General features: G+C 73.3%; 13 protein-coding genes. 8 read left to right on the forward strand and 5 right to left on the reverse strand.

Annotation, left to right across the window (positions count from 1 at the left end):
* Positions 1-55 precede the first annotated feature (55 nt).
* Positions 56-496 (reverse strand): DoxX family protein, encoded by a 441-nt coding sequence (locus QC029_RS28790; RefSeq protein WP_279558766.1) that lies wholly within the window; start codon positions 494-496, stop codon positions 56-58.
* Between the two features lie 32 nt (positions 497-528).
* A complete protein-coding gene (locus tag QC029_RS28795; protein ID WP_279558767.1) occupies positions 529-1,503 on the reverse strand; it encodes a glycoside hydrolase family 6 protein in 975 nt (324 codons plus the stop codon).
* A gap of 1,062 nt (positions 1,504-2,565) precedes the next feature.
* Here QC029_RS28795 and QC029_RS28800 point away from each other — a divergent pair.
* A complete protein-coding gene (locus tag QC029_RS28800; protein ID WP_279558768.1) occupies positions 2,566-3,990 on the forward strand; it encodes a GntP family permease in 1,425 nt (474 codons plus the stop codon).
* A 48-nt stretch (positions 3,991-4,038) separates the two neighbouring features.
* Here QC029_RS28800 and QC029_RS28805 read toward each other — a convergent pair whose 3' ends face one another.
* Complete coding sequence (locus QC029_RS28805; protein ID WP_279558769.1) at positions 4,039-4,632, reverse strand: DUF488 family protein; 594 nt, start codon at positions 4,630-4,632, stop codon at positions 4,039-4,041.
* Positions 4,633-4,834: 202 nt separating this feature from the next.
* On the opposite strand from QC029_RS28805, the gene QC029_RS28810 reads away from it, so the two are divergent.
* Both QC029_RS28810 and QC029_RS28815 read left to right on the forward strand, forming a co-directional pair.
* A complete protein-coding gene (locus QC029_RS28810) occupies positions 4,835-7,282 on the forward strand; it encodes a SpoIIE family protein phosphatase (protein WP_279558770.1) in 2,448 nt (815 codons plus the stop codon).
* A gap of 104 nt (positions 7,283-7,386) precedes the next feature.
* Positions 7,387-8,031, forward strand: coding sequence for a pentapeptide repeat-containing protein (locus tag QC029_RS28815; RefSeq protein WP_279558771.1), 645 nt, complete (start codon positions 7,387-7,389; stop codon positions 8,029-8,031).
* Positions 8,032-8,170: 139 nt separating this feature from the next.
* On the opposite strand, the gene QC029_RS28820 is transcribed toward QC029_RS28815, so the two are convergent.
* A complete protein-coding gene (locus QC029_RS28820; protein WP_279558772.1) occupies positions 8,171-9,055 on the reverse strand; it encodes a sugar phosphate isomerase/epimerase in 885 nt (294 codons plus the stop codon).
* 156 nt (positions 9,056-9,211) lie between these two features.
* Complete coding sequence (iolG, locus tag QC029_RS28825; RefSeq protein ID WP_279558773.1) at positions 9,212-10,210, reverse strand: inositol 2-dehydrogenase; 999 nt, start codon at positions 10,208-10,210, stop codon at positions 9,212-9,214.
* A gap of 429 nt (positions 10,211-10,639) precedes the next feature.
* Between iolG and QC029_RS28830 the strand changes: the two genes are divergently transcribed.
* The 5 genes from QC029_RS28830 (at position 10,640) to QC029_RS28850 (ending at position 15,928) form a co-directional block, all read left to right on the forward strand.
* Entirely contained in the window at positions 10,640-11,827 is a 1,188-nt protein-coding gene (locus tag QC029_RS28830) for a CPBP family intramembrane glutamic endopeptidase (protein WP_279558774.1), read from the forward strand.
* Between the two features lie 208 nt (positions 11,828-12,035).
* On the forward strand, positions 12,036-13,748 hold the full coding sequence (gene ctaD, locus QC029_RS28835; protein WP_279558775.1) for a cytochrome c oxidase subunit I: 1,713 nt from the start codon (positions 12,036-12,038) through the stop codon (positions 13,746-13,748).
* Positions 13,749-13,863: 115 nt separating this feature from the next.
* A complete protein-coding gene (locus tag QC029_RS28840; protein ID WP_279558776.1) occupies positions 13,864-14,283 on the forward strand; it encodes a DUF2795 domain-containing protein in 420 nt (139 codons plus the stop codon).
* 181 nt (positions 14,284-14,464) lie between these two features.
* Positions 14,465-15,349: an SDR family oxidoreductase gene (locus QC029_RS28845; RefSeq protein WP_279558777.1), complete on the forward strand. Its 885-nt coding sequence runs from the start codon at positions 14,465-14,467 to the stop codon at positions 15,347-15,349.
* 129 nt (positions 15,350-15,478) lie between these two features.
* Positions 15,479-15,928: an SRPBCC family protein gene (locus tag QC029_RS28850; RefSeq protein WP_279558778.1), complete on the forward strand. Its 450-nt coding sequence runs from the start codon at positions 15,479-15,481 to the stop codon at positions 15,926-15,928.
* Positions 15,929-16,001 lie beyond the last annotated feature (73 nt).

The following is a 16,001-nucleotide window of genomic DNA, read 5'->3' on the forward strand; positions in this document are numbered from 1 at the left end:
GCCGCGGAGCGCTCCGCGGCACCGGCCCGCCCGGTTCCGGCATCGGGCGGCCGCCTCAGACGGCGGTCGCCCTCGCCTCCTCGGTCCTGCCCACGCGCTCGGTGCGCGCGAAGAGGGAGCCCATCGCCCACGCGCCGGGACCGAGCGCGGCGATGAGGAGGAAAGCCCAGCAGAACATCGCGGCCGCCTCCCCGCCGTTCTGGATCGGGAAGAGCGCCTCGGGCTGGTGCATGACGAAGTAGGCGTACGCCATCGAGCCGGAGCAGATCAGCGCGGCGACCCGGGTGCCGATCCCCACCATCACCAGGACGCCGCCGACGAGCTGGATGGCGGCGGCCCACCAGGACGGCCACTGGCCGACCTCGGGCACGTGGCCGCCGTGGGGCCCGCCGAGCACGTTGAACAGCGTCGCCGCGCCGTGGCAGGCGAACAGCAGTCCCACCACGACGCGGTAGATCCCGAGCACGTGGTCCCTGTACCTGTCCAGTGATTCCATGGAGTGTCCTCTCTCAGCGGTCCGGCCGCCGCTCACCGGGTCCTCGCCGGTGCCGCGACGGCCATGTCGTAGGCGAGCTGGGGCATGAACCGACCGGCCGGACCCGCGCAGCCGTCCGCCTCGCCGGGGAGCTTGACCCACAGGAAGGCGGCGATCCTCTCGTCGCCGGTCCGGTCGGTGGTCGGGGTGCCGATCGCCCGCCCCGACGGGTCGCACCACTGGCCGCCGGCGGGACCGTTGCCGTTGCGGCTGGTGTCGATCACCGCGCGTAGGCCCGGCGAGCCGATCGCGTTCAGGACCGCCTTGGCGTAGGCGACCTCGTCGGCGGTGCGGTTGTAGTTGGAGACGTTGGTGGAGATCCCGTCGGCGCTGTCGGCGATGCCCGCCGCGACCAGCCGGGAGGCCATCTCCGCGGGCGGGTGCCAGCGCGAGTGCGCCGCGTCGAAGTACACCTTCGCCCGGGACGAGGCGGCTTTGAGGGCTTTGCCCGCGTAGGCCATCGACGCACGGGTCCGGGCCTGCTCCTCGGCGCTCTGGCAGTTCGTCATCAGGGCCAGGACGTCCGGCTCGACGACCACGGCGGCCGGCCGGCCCTCCAGTCCGGCGGCCAGCTCGTCGATCCACTGCCGGTACGCGGAGTGGCTGGAGGCGCCGCCGCCGCTGGCGCCGCCGCAGTCGCGGTTGGGCATGTTGTAGACCACCAGGATCGGGATCCCGCCCGCCTCGGCGGCGGCCGTGACGAGCGAGTCCACCTCGGCCCGGACCGTGCCGGTGTTGGTCGTGGTGAACCACTGGCCCTGCGGGACGGAGGCGATCCGGTCGCGGATCACGGGCGCGCGCCAGTCGCCCGGATTGGCCGCCGCCCAGCGCGCGGCCTGGGTGCCGGGGTTGACGTAGTACGGCGAGTCGGCCGCCTGCGCGGTCCCGCCCGGTAAGAGCAGCGCGGCGGCGGCGACGGCGGCCAGCGCGAGTGCGCGGCCCGCCGCGGGGAAGGTCTTGCGGAGCATGCGTACTCCTCGGTGGGGGGACATGAACCACCGCCCGTCGGCGGCGGCGCACCGCGGCTCCGGACCGCCCGGCCGCGGTCCCGGCCCCGCACGCCAGGACGGATATGTCCATGTCATGCAGAGGCCCGGACCGCGGCCGGACGGGCGACCGGACGAGGACGGTCACCGGATCGGCGGCACGGCACCGCGGTGGACGCCGACCGTCGGCCACCGGCCGCCGACCCGGAGCATGTGATCCGGAGCACATCGTGGGAGCGCTCCCATAGAGAGTAGCCGCACTCGGTTCCGCGTCAAGGGAAACCGCACGATAGGCGAACGGGGCGTCCGCTTCGGATGGACATGTGACCGCGGAAGGGGCGTCGCGCCGCCCCGCCGGGGGCGCCGCGCCCCGCCGGTTCCCGTACGGGAGCGGCCCCGGAAGGGGGGTTCGGGCCGGGAATTCCCCTCCGCCGCCTCCGGGGACGCGTGAGCGGATGACCGTGCCGATGGCTGAGCCGATGACTGAGCCGATGGCGGTGCCGATGACTGAGCCGATGGCGGTGGGGATAGCAGTGGGGGATGACTGCGCCGATGACGGTGGGGGTGGCTGTCGGGATGACCGTGCCGACGACCGAGCCGACGACAGGAAATTTCCCGGTCCCCTCCCGCCGCGCCCCGGAGAACTCCGCAGCCGTATTTCCCCGCCCCCCGGACGAACCGCCGCCACCGGCCGCCGTCCGCCCCGCGGCCGGAGCCGCTCCCGCCGGGAGACCGCCGCCCACCAGGGCCTTTCCGTCGGCTTCACGGGTTCCACGGGTTTCGCGGATTTTGCGGAATCCGTGGATTTCCCGGGTTTCCCGGGTTTCACCGGTCCGGCGGCACCGGGCGCCGGACCGGCCGGGCATCCGGCCCCGTACCCGCATACCGCTCCGCCGCCCTCTCCCCCCTTCTCTTTTCTCCTCCTCATCCCCGTCCCCGCTCCCTCACTTGTCAGGAGGAATGCACCGGGGCAGGGTGGCCGGTACCCCTGACAGCCGCCGGGCGGAGCGTCCGGCGATGCGAACACGAAAACGGAGTGGATTCGTGGAAGCGATCGACCCGGCCTACGGGACGGTGACACTGCTGCTGATCGCGGCGGGCGCCGTGGCCCTGCTGCTCTTCCTCATCATGAAGGTGAAACTGCACGCCTTCGTGTCGCTGGTCCTGGTGAGCGCGGTGACCGCGGTCGCGGTCGGCTTCCCCCTGGCCGACATCCCCGACGTCCTGATGTTCGGCTTCGCCGACACCATCGGCTCGGTGGCCCTCCTGGTCGCCTTCGGCGTGATGCTCGGCCGCCTGCTGGAGATCACCGGCGGCGCCCAGGTGCTGGCCGACACCCTGATCACCCGTTTCGGGGAACGCAGGGCGCCCCTGGCGCTGGGTGTGGCTGCCCTCCTCTTCGGCTTCCCTATCTTCTTCGACGCCGGCCTGGTGGTGTTCCTGCCCATCATCCTGACCGTGGCCCGGCGCTTCGGCGGCTCGCTGCTGCTGTACGCCCTGCCCGCGGCCGGCGCCTTCGCCGCCATGCACGCCATCGTCCCGCCCCACCCGGGACCGGTCGCCGCCGCCGAGGTGCTCGGCGCGGACATCGGACTCACCCTGCTCCTGGGCCTCCCCGTCGCGGTGGTGGCGTGGTACGTCGGCGTCCTGCTGGTCTCCCGCTTCCTCGGCGCCCGCATCCCCGTGTCGCTGCCCGACGTGGTCTTCGGCGAGGCGCGCGACGCCCACGGACGCGGCGAGGAGGACCGCGCGGACGGCGCCGGCGGTGAACGCCTCGGCGAGCGGCCGCCGTCCTTCGGCACGGTCCTCGGCCTGCTGCTGATCCCGCTGGTGCTGATCTCCTTCGACACCGTCCTGAGCACGCTCGTCACCGCGGGCGTCATCGACGAGGACGAGGACTGGGCGGAGTTCCTGGGGCTGCTGGGCTTCACCCCGATCGCCCTGATGATCACCGTCATCGCCGCGATCCTCGTGCTGGGGCGGCGGCGCGCCCCGATGGGGAAGGTCAGCGGGATCGTCGACAGCGCCCTCGGACCGGTGTGCGCCATCATCCTGATCACCGGCGCGGGCGGCATGTTCGGCGGTGTGCTGGAGCTGTCCGGCATCGGCGCCGCGCTCAGCGACTCCCTCTCCGGTCTGGGCATGTCCCTGATCGTCCAGGCGTTCGTGATCGCCACCCTGCTGCGCGTCGCCCAGGGCTCGGCCACGGTCGCCCTGACCACCGCCTCCGGGCTGATCGCCGGCGCGGCCCGCGACGCGGACCTGGGCGATCTGAAGCTCACCCTGCTGGTGGTGGCCATCGCGGCGGGCGCCACGGTGCTCTCGCACGTGAACGACTCGGGGTTCTGGCTGGTGAGCCGCTTCTTCGGGATGGACGTCAAGACCACCCTGCGGACCTGGACGGTGATGGAGACGACCCTGGGGCTGTCGGCGTTCCTGATCGCCCTCGGCCTGTGGACGGTGGTCTGACCCCGCATCCGGGCCCGGGCCGGCCGGGCTGGTCCCGTCCGGGCCCGGTCACCGGCCGGGAGCGCGGCCCGAACCGGCCGCCGCGTCCGCACCGCCCGCGGCGGCCAGGTCGTCGTAGACCATCAGCCCGTCCTCCCGCAGCCTCACCCCCGGCGTCGGCCCGTGCGGGACGAGCCTCCCGTCGTGCATCAGATGCAGGACGTCCGTGCCGCCGGTCAGGACCGCGGCGTCGGCGATCAGCCGGCGGTGGCAGCGCCACCACACCGCCTCGGAGCACATGACCGCAGTGGCGGTCCGCGCGGCGTCCCGCAGCACCCCGTCCAGCGCCTCCCGGAAGGAGGGGTCGCGGGTGTGGGCGGCGTACCCCCGGAAGGAGTCGTTGCGCCAGACGGTGTCGGGCGAGTCGGGCCGCGGCCTGCGGAAACCGCCCAGCGGCTTCTCCCAGCGGTAGTCGATCCCGTACTCCGGCAGCCACCGCGCGAGCCGGTCGCGGGCGACGTCCGGGTTGCGGCGGCTTCCCGGGGCGGTGCGCACGTCCACCACCAGGGCGACGCCCGCTCCCGTCAGCAGGCCGGCCAGCCCCTCCCGGTCGGCGGTGCCGTGCCCGACGGTGTACAGGACCGGTGCCGGAGCCGGTGCCATGGCGGGCCTCCCTCCCGTCCTTCCCGTCCCGCGGCGGCGCACGGCCGCCGTGCGGTTCCTCCGCCCTCTACGGGGTAGCCGTTTCTCCTCGCGGTATGCGCCCCGCCGGGGCGGCACGCGGACGGCCGCCGTCATGCGCACGGGCTCCGGTCGGGGTTGAATGGCCGAAAGTAGCGTCGACTCTCCGGAGCGAGGCAGCCGAGTGAATCCGACCACGCACCACCACGACGCGGACTCCGGCCCCGCGCGGGGCGGCGCGGCCGCGTTCGTGCTGGACGGGCGCGGGACCGTGCTGCAGTGCACCGCCACCGTGCTGGACCTGGTCGGCCGCACGCCCGAGGAGGTCCGCGGACGGCCGATGGCGGACCTCGTCACCGGCCCCGGGCCCTGGGACAGACCGCCCGACCATCCCGGGACGGAGCCCGTGGAGCTCCGTACGGCTCTGGTGTACCGGGACGGCACACCGGTCGAGGTGGACGCCGAGGTGCTGCCGCTGCCCGCCGGCAGCAGGGCGCGGTTCCTGGTGTGCGCCGTCCCCTCCGCCCTCGGGCGGCGCTGGACGGAGGACCAGGCGCTGATCCGCGCGCTGTTCACCCAGAACCGCATCGGCCTCGTGGTGCACGACACCGAGCTGCGGACCACCCGCGCGAACCTCGGCCCGGAGTTCTTCGGCGTTCCCCGGGCCGCGAGCCCCTGGGCGCACGTGCCCGGCAGGAATCTGCGGGCGATCCTCGTGCCGGAGGACGCCGAGGCGATCGAGGAGCAGTGGCGGCGGGTCCTGGAGACCGGCGAGTCGGTCATCGACTGGGAGCACTCGGCGCGGCGGCTGTACGCCCCCGGGCAGGAGCGGGTGCTGTCCTCCTCGGCCTTCCGGCTGGAGGACAGCCACGGCCGCGTCGTCGGGGTCGCGGCGGTCTTCACCGACATCACCGAGCAGTACGCGGCGCGGCGGCGGCTGGCCCTCCTCCACGCCGCCGCGGCCCGGCTGGGCCAGACCCTGGACGTGGCCCGCAACGCCGGGGAGCTGACCCGGATCCTGGTGCCCGACTTCGCGGACCTGGCGTGCGTGGACCTGGTGGAGAAGGTGCTCCGGGGCCAGGACCCCGGCGCCTTCTCCCCCGGGACGCCGCTGCGCCGGATCGCGGTGGCCGCGGCGGACGGTACTTGGCCCGCCGACATGTACCAGCGCGGGGACACCGTCCACGCCCGGGACCTGGAGAGCGACGCCCTGCGCGACGGGCAGGCCGTCCTGGTGCCCGACATGGCCGCTCTGCGGGAGCAGCTGACCCCCGACACGGAGCGGCGCCGGCTGATGTTCCCGGAGTCGGCGACCTCCGCGCTGGTCGTCCCGCTGCACGCCCGGGGCCATGTGCTGGGCGTGCTGGGGCTGTGGCGCGACGGGGACCGGGTCCCCTTCGGCGTGAACGACGTCCCCCTGATGGAGGAGATCGCCTCGCGGGCCGCGCTCAGCCTGGAGAACGCCCGCCGGTACACCACCGAACTGCGCACCGTGGAGACCCTGCAGCGCAGTCTGCTGCCCCCGGCGGGAGTGGACTTCAGCGCGGCCGAGACCGCCGGCACCTACGTTCCGGCCGGCACCGCGGCGGGGGTGGGGGGAAGCTGGTACGACGTCATCCCGCTCTCCTCCACCCGGGTGGCCTTCGTCATCGGCGACGTGGCCGGGCACGGGCTCGGCGCGACGGCCACCATGGGCCGGCTGCGCACCGCCGTGCAGACCCTCGCCGACCTCGACCTCGCCCCGGAGGAGCTGCTCACCCATCTGGACGACCTCGCCGTACGGCTGGCCTCCACCGAACCGCAGTCGGACGGCAGCGCCGGCGGCGTGGTCGGCGCGACCTGCCTGTACTGCGTGTACGACCCGATCACCGGGCGGTGCGTGCTGGCCAGCGCCGGCCATCCGCCGCCGGTCCTGACCAGCGCGGAGGGGCACACCCGCTGCGTGGACCTCAAGCCGGGCCCGGCCCTGGGGGTGGGCGGCATGCCCTTCGAGCCCGTCGAGCTGCACCTGGGGCCGGGCAGCGTGCTGGGCTTCTACACCAACGAGCTGGTGGCCCACGCCGGGGACCCCTCCGGGGACCGGATGAGGCTGCTGCGCGAGGGCATGCACGCCGCCGCGGCGGCCGGGGGCTCCCCCGCCGACATCGGGCGCGCCGTGGTCGACCACGTCCTGTCCGAGGCGCCGGCCGACGACGTGGCCCTCCTCGTGGCCCGGGTGCGGGCCCTGCCGGAGGACGCCACCGTGGCCTGGCGGTTCACGGCCGACCCGACCGTCGTCGCCCAGGCCCGCGACCTGGTCACCGCCCAGCTCGCCGAGTGGGGCCTGGAGGAGATGGCCTTCACCACCGAACTGATCGTCAGCGAGCTGGTCACCAACGCCATCCGCTACGCCGGGTCCCCCATCGGGGTGCGGCTGATCAGGGACCGGACCCTGATCTGCGAGGTCTCCGACCCCAGCCAGACCCAGCCCCATCTGCGCCGCGCCCGGCTGACCGACGAGGGCGGGCGCGGCCTGTTCCTCATCGCCCAGCTCGCCCACCGCTGGGGCAGCCGCTACACGCCCTCGGGCAAGACCATCTGGACCGAGCAGGCGCTGGGGGCGGCCCCCGAGATCCCCCTGGAGGCGCTCTGAGCCGCCGGGCCCCGGCGCGCGGTGGTGCGGCGCGCGGTGTGCCGTTCGGGTGCGCGGCGCCCGGCACGGCCGGGCGGAGGGGAACGCCGGTGTTGAATGAGGCCATGACCGCCGACCCCGTCCGCGCGAACACCGACCCCCTCCCCGGCGAGCCCCCCGTCCCCGACGGGGACCGGGTGGTCCAGGGTGAGGACTGGTACGGCCGGGTCCTGACGGACCGCCACTCCTGGACCGGGTACACCTTCCTCGACACCGACTGGACCGAGGTCGCCAACCGGGGGGCCGTCTTCGACTCGTGCGTGTTCGCCGGGGTGCGCTTCAACGCCTCCCGGCACACCGGGGCGGTCTTCACCGACTGCGTCTTCCGCCGCTGCACGTTCTTCGACACCTGCTTCACCGACTGCAGGATGCTGGGCAGCGTGTTCCGGCAGTCGACGTTCACCCTGCTCGAAGTGGTGCGCGGGGACTGGTCGTTCACCGGTCTGCCGGGCGCGGACCTGCGCGGGGCGTCCTTCAGCGACGTCCGGATGCGGGAGGCCGACCTGGCGGGCGCCCGGCTGGAGAAGGCGAGCGTGACGGGGACGGACCTGACCGGGGCGATGCTGCACAGCGCGCGGCTGGAGGGGGCCGATCTGCGCGGCAGCGAGCTGTCGGCCCTGAACCCGCTGACCGTGCGGCTGGCGGGCGCGAAGATCGACGCCGAGCAGGCGGTCGTCATCGCCACGGCGCTCGGCCTGAGGGTCTGCTGACGGGCCGGGGCCGCCGGCGGGGCGCCACCGGGGTGGGGAACGGGTCCGGGGTCCGTGGAGCACCGTGGGGACCGTTCCGCGGCCGACCGTGGGGTCCGCCGCCGGAACGGTCCGCGCGGTCGGCGCCGGCGGCCGGCCCTCAGCGCGTGCCGGGCCCGGTGTCCAGAGCGCGCAGGAACTCCACACCGGCGCGGACGTCCGCGAGCGGCCCCTCGTCCGCGGGCTCGGCGGTGAGCACCGTGTCCTGCTCCATCACGTACCAGCCGTCGTAGCCCGCGTCCTCCAGGAGGCGGACGATCCCGGCGACGTCCACGTCCCCCCGGCCCAGCGGGCGGTACAGACCGGCGCGCACCGCCTCGTGGTAGGGCAGCTCCCCGCCGCGCACCCGGGCCGCGAGGCCGGCGTCGACGTCCTTCAGATGGGTGTGCGCGATCCGTCCGGGCGCCTGCCGGACGAGGTCCACGGGGTCGGTGCCGCCGGCCAGCAGGTGGCCGGTGTCCAGGCACAGGGGCACCTCGCTGCCCTCCAGGACCCGTGTCACCTCCTCCCGGTCCTCGATCACGGTGCCCATGTGCGGGTGCAGGGCGAGGGAGACCCCGCGCTCCGCGCAGCGCTCGGTGAGGCGGCCGAGGTTGGCGAGGAGCACGGACCATCCGGCGTCGTCGAGGACGGGGCGCTCGTCGTAGCCGTCGAGTCCGGTGGCGGCGGCCAGCACGAGGGTCCCGGCCCCGGCGGCGGTGAGTCCGTCCAGCGCCGCGTCGGCGGTGGGCAGCGGGTCACGGCCGGGGTCGTGGAGGACGGCGGGCACGAATCCGCCGACGGCGCGGAGCCCGTACGAGCGCAGCAGCTCCGCCTTCTCCCCCGGGTCGGCGGGGAGGAAGCCGTCGGGCCCGAACTCGGTGGCGGCCAGGCCCAGCCCGGCCATCTCGGCGAGCACCCTGCGGGGTTCGAGCTGGTGGCCCCAGCCGGGCACTTCGCACACTCCCCAGGAGATGGGGGCTCCGGCGACACGGTCCATGATCATGGCGATGGTCCAGGTCCTCTGCGGTCGGATGGCAGTCGGAGGCAGGTCAGAGGCGGTCAGAGGCAGTCAGAGGCGGTCAGATGGCAGTCGGACGGCACGACGGCGGTGCGGGGCCGGGACGGACTCCCCGCACGGGGGCGGTGGCTCGCGGACGGGTCAGCCCACCGCGACGGTCCGGCCGGTGCGCACACTCTCGCACGCGGCCTCGGCCAGGACGAGCGCGGCGCGTCCGTCGGCGTACCCCGGGCTCAGCGGCGCGCCGCTCTCCACGGCCCCGGCGAAGTACTCCAGTTCGCGGCGGTACGCCTCCCGGTAGCGCTCCAGGAAGAAGCGCAGGTACGGGGAGGCCGTCTCGACCCCGGCGGCCGTGTAGGCGCGCACGGTGGTCGGCGTCCGGTTGGCGGCCTGGAGCATGCCGCCGGTGCCGAACGCCTCGACGCGCTGGTCGTAACCGAAGGCGCAGCTGCGGCTGTTGGCGATCTGGCACAGCCGCCCGTCCGCCGAGCGCAGGGTGACCACGGCGTGGTCGGCCTCGCCGTCCTCCGGCCCGGTGGCCCCGCCCGCCCCGGCCGGGGCCGCCATGGCGTGGACCTCGGCGATGTCCCCGAGGAGGAACCGGGCCATGTCGAGGTCGTGGATCGTCATGTCGCGGAAGATCCCTCCCGCGCCCCGGGCGTACGCGGGCGGCGGCGGTTCCGGGTCGCGGCTGGTGATCACCAGGTGCTCCAGCCGGCCGATCTCGCCAGCCGCGATCCGGGCGCGGATCTCGGCGAAGGCGGGGTCGAACCTGCGGTTGAAGCCGATCATCACCCGGGGGCCGGAGTCCGCGATCCGCTTCCAGCAGGCGTCGACCCGTTCCAGGTCCAGGTCGATCGGCTTCTCGCACAGCACCGCCTTGCCCGCGTCGGCGGCGGCGGCGATCAGCTCGAGGTGGGTGGGGGTGGGGCTGGCGATCACCACCGCGGTGACCGAGCGGTCCGCCAGGACCTCGCCGGCGCTCTCGGCGGCCTTGGCGCCGTACCGCCCGGCGAGTTCGGCGGCCGCGCCCGGAAGCGGGTCGCACACCCAGGACAGACGCGTGCGGGGGCCGGAGGCGATGGTGTCGGCGTGCACGCGGCCGATGCGGCCGCTGCCGAACAGGGCGATGTCCAGCACGGGGTACGCCTTTCGACGGAGGGCGGTCGGGAACCGGGACGGCCGGGCCGGGGTGGGGCACGGGTGGGAGCCGGCACGAGGTCGCCTCCCTTCGTGGGCGCGTGGAGCGTCCGCCAGCCTAGGGAGCGCGATCCACCGTTCCAACAGGGAAAGGCCCCTGAGCCCCGCTCAGGGGTGCGCCGGGTGCTCCCCACCCGCTCAGCGGGGCCGTTCGGGTGGCGGCTCCCCGCGGCACGGCACCGGTCGGCGCCGGGAGGAGCCGGCGCCGTGCCGCGCGCTCCGGCGTGCTCCGGTGCGCTCCGGCATGTGCCGAACCCGCCGTTCGAGGTGTCGGCGGCCCGTGACCGGCTATCCGGGAGATAGAGAGACCTCTCAGCAGTCCTCGACAGCGCGGCCATCCGCCGACGCCGACGTACGGGAGACGTGCCCGTGGCCCACAGCCCGCCGAACACCACCGCGCCCCGCCCGGTTCGCCGGATCCGCCGCGACGGCACCGCACGTACCGCCCGTCCGGGCCGCCCCGCCGACGCGCGGCGGGCGGAACGCGACCTGTGGCGCCTGCTGCTGGTGGCGTGCGCCGTACCGCTCACCGGCTCGGCGATCGACTTCGCCCGGCTGGCCGGTGCGCCGGTGGAGGGCTGGTCCGGCGCGGTGCTTCCGTGGCTGCGGCTGCTGTGCTCGCTGGCCGCGGGCTGCTGGCTGGCCGGGCTGCTCGCGGCGCGGCCCGCGCCGCGGAGCGTGCTCCGGCCGCGTACCGCCCTCGCCCTGACGGCCGTCGCCTGCGCCGCCCGTGTCGTCGCCCTCGTGCGGGACGGTGAGGCGCAGGGGGTGGTGGGCAGCGTCGCCACCACCGTCCTGCTGGCCTGGCTCTGCGGCGAGTTGGCCGGGCGGCACGGCGGGGGGTGGCGCGGGCTGGGGATCGCGCCGTCCGGCGCGCGCACCGCCGCCGGACGGCTGACGGCCGTGATGGTCTTCGGGGCCGTCTTCGTCCTCGCCTACACCACCGTCACCTGGATGGCCGGTCTCCAGCTCGGCCTGCCGACGGCCGCGCCCTGGCTGCCCGTTCTGGACCGGGCGCAGAGCGCGGCGCTGGGCTGGAACGGCCCCGCGGACATGGTGGCCAACGTCCTGTTCACGGGGGTCGCCGAGGAGATGGTGCTGGTGGGCGCCGTCGTCGTGCTGGGCCGCGCGGCGGGCCGTCCGCTGTGGGCCGCCTGCGCGATCAGTCTGCTGCTGCGGGTGGCGGCGCACCTGTACCTGGGCGTGCCCGGCGTCGCCCTGCTGCTGCTGGGTTCGTGCGCCCTCTTCCTCTACCTGCGCTACCGCAGGCTCACCCCCCTGGTCGCCGGGCACATCGTCTACGACCTGACGGCGTCCTTCGTCCCCTCCCCCGAAGCCCTGAACACCTGCGCCCTCGTCGTACTGCTGGGCACCGGCACGGCGTTCGCGGCATGGCTGCTCTGGTTCTCCCCGCCCACCGAGCAGGCGGGCGGGCCGGCCGGCGCAAGGGGTGAACGCCCCGTACCGGCACGCCCGCGTTTCGAACGCCGTTCCGGGGTCACCCCGGAGGCCGGACACCCGGACGGCGCCGTTGCCGCCGACGGCTCGCGCGCGTAAGACAGAAGGCAGCAAAGGAAGCATTCGTTTCATACGCCCACCTAAGAGCCAAAAGAAGGCGTTTTCGGCTTACGGTGTTGTCCACGTCGGGGCGGACCCGCCGGGACGACCGCCTGCGGGGGGCGGGAAGCCGGTACCGCGGGTGCGCGCCGCACGGGCGGCACGTCCGGGTGCCGGCCGGAGCCGGTGGGTCGAGAGGACACGGGTCATGACAGTGCAGACGGATCAGTTGAAGCAGGAGCCGGAGAGGAAACAGACCATCGGAGCGATGGTGATCACCTGGCTGACCACCACCGACCACAAGAAGATCGGCGCCCTCTACCTCGTCGGCTCGTTCAGCTTCTTCGTGATCGGCGGCGTGATGGCGCTGCTGGTCCGGGCCGAGCTGGCCCGTCCGGGCATGCAGCTCCTCTCCAACTACCAGTACAACCAGGCGTTCACCATGCACGGCACGATCATGCTGCTGCTCTTCGCGACGCCGCTGTTCGCCGGTTTCGCCAACGCCATCATGCCGCTGCAGATCGGCGCGCCCGACGTGGCGTTCCCGCGGCTGAACATGTTCTCCTACTGGTTGTACCTCTTCGGCGGGCTGATCGTGGTGGCCTCCCTCCTCACCCCCGACGGCGCCGCCGACTTCGGCTGGACCGCGTACACACCGCTGTCGGACGACACCCGCACGCCGCAGATCGGCGGCGACCTGTGGATCATGGGCCTGGCCCTCTCCGGCTTCGGCACGATCCTGGGCGCGGTCAACTTCATCACCACGATCATCTGCATGCGCGCCCCGGGCATGACGATGTTCCGGATGCCGATCTTCACCTGGAACGTGCTGCTGACCAGCGTGCTGGTCCTGCTCGCCTTCCCGGTGCTGGCCGCCGCGCTGCTCGCCCTCCAGTCGGACCGCACGTTCCAGTCGCACATCTTCGACCCGTCCAACGGCGGGCCGCTGCTGTGGCAGCACCTGTTCTGGTTCTTCGGCCACCCCGAGGTGTACATCATCGCGCTGCCGTTCTTCGGCATCATCACGGAGATCATCCCGGTCTTCAGCCGCAAGCCGATCTTCGGCTACATCGGCCTGATCGGCGCCACCATCGCGATCACCGGTCTGTCGCTGACCGTCTGGGCGCACCACATGTTCGCCACCGGCGCGGTGCTGCTGCCGTTCTTCTCCTTCCTGTCCTTCCTGATCGCGATCCCCACCGGCGTGAAGTTCTTCAACTGGATCGGCACGATGTGGAAGGGCTCGCTCTCCTTCGAGACCCCGATGCTCTGGGCCGTCGGCTTCCTGGTCACCTTCCTCTTCGGCGGCCTGACCGGCGTCATCCTGGCCTCCCCGCCGCTGGACTGGCACGTCACCGACAGCTACTTCGTCGTCGCCCACTTCCACTACGTGATCTTCGGCACCGTGACCTTCGCGATGTTCGGCGGCTTCCACTTCTGGTGGCCGAAGTTCACCGGCAAGATGCTCGACGAGCGGCTCGGCAAGATCCACTTCTGGACGCTGTTCGTCGGCTTCCACACCACCTTCCTGGTCCAGCACTGGCTGGGCGCCGAGGGCATGCCGCGCCGGTACGCCGACTACCTGGCGGCCGACGGCTTCACCGCGCTGCACACGGTCTCCACCATCGGGGCCTTCCTGCTGGGGCTGTCCACCCTGCCGTTCCTCTACAACGTCTGGAAGACGGCGAAGGACGCGCCGAAGATCGAGGTCGACGACCCGTGGGGTTACGGCCGCTCGCTGGAGTGGGCCACTTCCTGCCCGCCGCCGCGGCACAACTTCGTCACCCTGCCGAAGATCCGCTCCGAGGCCCCGGCGTTCGACCTGCACCACCCGGACATCGCGGCCATCGACCAGGCCGAGAACGTCGGCCAGAGGGACATCGCCGACGCCACACCGCAGCGCAAGGGTGACATGGGGTGACCTCCGAGCTGATCGCAAAAGCGCAGTAAACGGTGTAATCGAGGCAGGCCCGGGAATGCGATCCCCACGTCGGCGCACGCCGCCGACCAGCGTTTCGACCCTTCGGGAGGACCATATGGCCACGCACGGGAAGAACAAGACCGGCCCCGCCCGGGACGACGAGCTCAAGCAGGAGATGGAGGGCGAGCTCCGCGCGGGCCGGTCGCTCCGCATGGACGAGGAGCACGAGCTCCAGCCTTCGGGTGAGGACCAGCCCGACGTGGACCGCGCGCCGAACACCGTGCTCACCGGCGGCACCCCTCCGGGGATGAACCAGAACGACGTCGAGCTGCGCAGCGAGCTGGCCCGCCACCTGGGCCTCGGCCTCTACCCGGCCGACCGCGACGCCGTGCTCGACACGCTGCGCGAGAACAACGCCCCCGACCGCCTGCTGAGCCTGGCCGGGAGGCTGCCGGCCGGGCAGGAGTTCCGGAACGTCCAGGACATCGCCCGGGCGCTCGGCCTGGGCGTCGAGGACACCAGCCACCGCACCTGACGGCGGCGGCACACCGCATCCGCCCGGACGGTGCCCGCCCGGAGCCCGAGGGCTCCGGGCGGGTCCTCGTCTCCGGGCGGGGCGGGACGGGGCCCGGCGCGCCCGGGCCCGGGGCGCGGGCGCAGACGCCCCGCCGGCGAGGCGGCGGAACCGGCGAAGAGACAGGAAGAGGAAGGGAAGCATGAGCGACCAGGAGCAGCAGGACCCCACCCGGCAGCACCCGCAGCCGGAGTTCCCCCAGCAGGACCAGCCCCACCCCGGCCTGACCCGGCGGATGGACCCGGAGCCCGACCACGGCGAGTCGTCCTACCGGGGCAGCGGCCGCCTGGAGGACCGCAGGACCGTCATCACCGGAGGCGACTCGGGCATCGGGCGCGCCGTGGCCCTCGCCTTCGCGCGGGAGGGCGCCGACGTGCTCTTCACCTACCTCGCCGAGGAGGAGGAGGACGCCCGGGAGACGGTGAGGCTGGTCGAGGAGGCCGGGCGCAGGGCCGTGGCCCTGCTGTGCGACATCCGCGAGGAGTCCGAGTGCCGCCGGCTGGTGGAGCGGGCGGTCGCGGAGTTCGGCCGCATCGACGTCCTGGTGAACAACGCGGCCTTCCAGATGGCCCAGTCCGAGGGCATCGAGGGCATCAGCACCGAGCAGTTCGACCGGACGGTGCGCACCAACCTCTACGGGATGTTCTGGCTGTCCAAGCTGTCCCTGCCGCACATCCCCGCGGGCGGCAGCATCATCAACACCACCTCCGTCCAGGGCTACAAGCCCAGCCCCCACCTGCTCGACTACGCCATGACCAAGGGCGCCATCGTCACCTTCACCCAGGGGCTCGCCCAGAACCTGGCCGAGCGCGGCATCCGGGTCAACGCCGTCGCGCCGGGGCCGGTGTGGACGCCGCTGATCCCCGCGACGATGCCCGACACCTCGGAGTTCGGGGAGCAGTCCCCGCTGGGCCGTCCCGCCCAGCCGGCCGAGATGGCCCCGGCCTACGTCTTCCTGGCGTCCCAGGAGGCGAGTTACATCACCGCCGAGGTCGTCAACGCCACCGGCGGAACCCCCCTGCCGTGACGGCCCGTCGGGCGCGTCCGACGGGCTGTCGTCGGACGCGCCCGCATGGCCGTACCTCTTTCGGGTACGCGTGAGACAACAACACAAAGCGTCACATACCAGTCATCACAGCGAGAGAAGGGATGCTGGATGTCTCACGTCGAGGAGTCGATCGAGGTTCGCGTGCCGGTGCGCACCGCGTACAACCAGTGGACTCAGTTCGAGAGCTTCCCCGAGTTCATGGAGGGCGTCGAGCGCGTCGAGCAGAAGAGCGACACGCTGACCCACTGGGTGACGAAGGTCGCCGGCGCCGAGCGGGAGTTCGACGCCCGCATCACCGAGCAGATCCCGGACGAGCGGGTGGCGTGGACGACGGTCGACGGCGAAGCCAAGCAGGCCGGTGTGGTCACCTTCCACCGCCTGGACGACAGCACGACCAAGGTGATGCTCCAGATGGACCACGACCCCGAGGGCGTCACGGACACCGTCGGCGACAAGCTCGGCATCGTCCGGCACCGCGCCAAGGGCGACCTGAAGCGGTTCAAGGAGTTCATCGAGAAGCGTGGCGCGGAGACGGGCGCCTGGCGCGGCCAGGTCTGACGCCCGGTCCTCCGGACCGCGAAGGGGCTCCTCAACCCCTGTCATGTGGCCGCGGCCCGCGAACACCCTCGGG

This window comes from Streptomyces sp. DH37 (assembly GCF_029813835.1).
In the GTDB taxonomy this organism is placed as follows: domain Bacteria; phylum Actinomycetota; class Actinomycetes; order Streptomycetales; family Streptomycetaceae; genus Streptomyces.

Excerpts from the sequence above, each read along its gene's own strand:
- QC029_RS28805 (WP_279558769.1), bottom strand. The coding sequence starts at position 4,632 with ATGGCACCGGCTCCGGCACCGGTCCTGTACACCGTCGGGCACGGCACC.
- QC029_RS28850 (WP_279558778.1), top strand. The coding sequence starts at position 15,479 with ATGTCTCACGTCGAGGAGTCGATCGAGGTTCGCGTGCCGGTGCGCACC.
- QC029_RS28795 (WP_279558767.1), bottom strand. The coding sequence starts at position 1,503 with ATGCTCCGCAAGACCTTCCCCGCGGCGGGCCGCGCACTCGCGCTGGCC.
- QC029_RS28790 (WP_279558766.1), bottom strand. The coding sequence starts at position 496 with ATGGAATCACTGGACAGGTACAGGGACCACGTGCTCGGGATCTACCGC.
- QC029_RS28840 (WP_279558776.1), top strand. The coding sequence starts at position 13,864 with ATGGCCACGCACGGGAAGAACAAGACCGGCCCCGCCCGGGACGACGAG.
- ctaD (WP_279558775.1), top strand. The coding sequence starts at position 12,036 with ATGACAGTGCAGACGGATCAGTTGAAGCAGGAGCCGGAGAGGAAACAG.
- QC029_RS28845 (WP_279558777.1), top strand. The coding sequence starts at position 14,465 with ATGAGCGACCAGGAGCAGCAGGACCCCACCCGGCAGCACCCGCAGCCG.
- QC029_RS28820 (WP_279558772.1), bottom strand. The coding sequence starts at position 9,055 with ATGATCATGGACCGTGTCGCCGGAGCCCCCATCTCCTGGGGAGTGTGC.
- QC029_RS28815 (WP_279558771.1), top strand. The coding sequence starts at position 7,387 with ATGACCGCCGACCCCGTCCGCGCGAACACCGACCCCCTCCCCGGCGAG.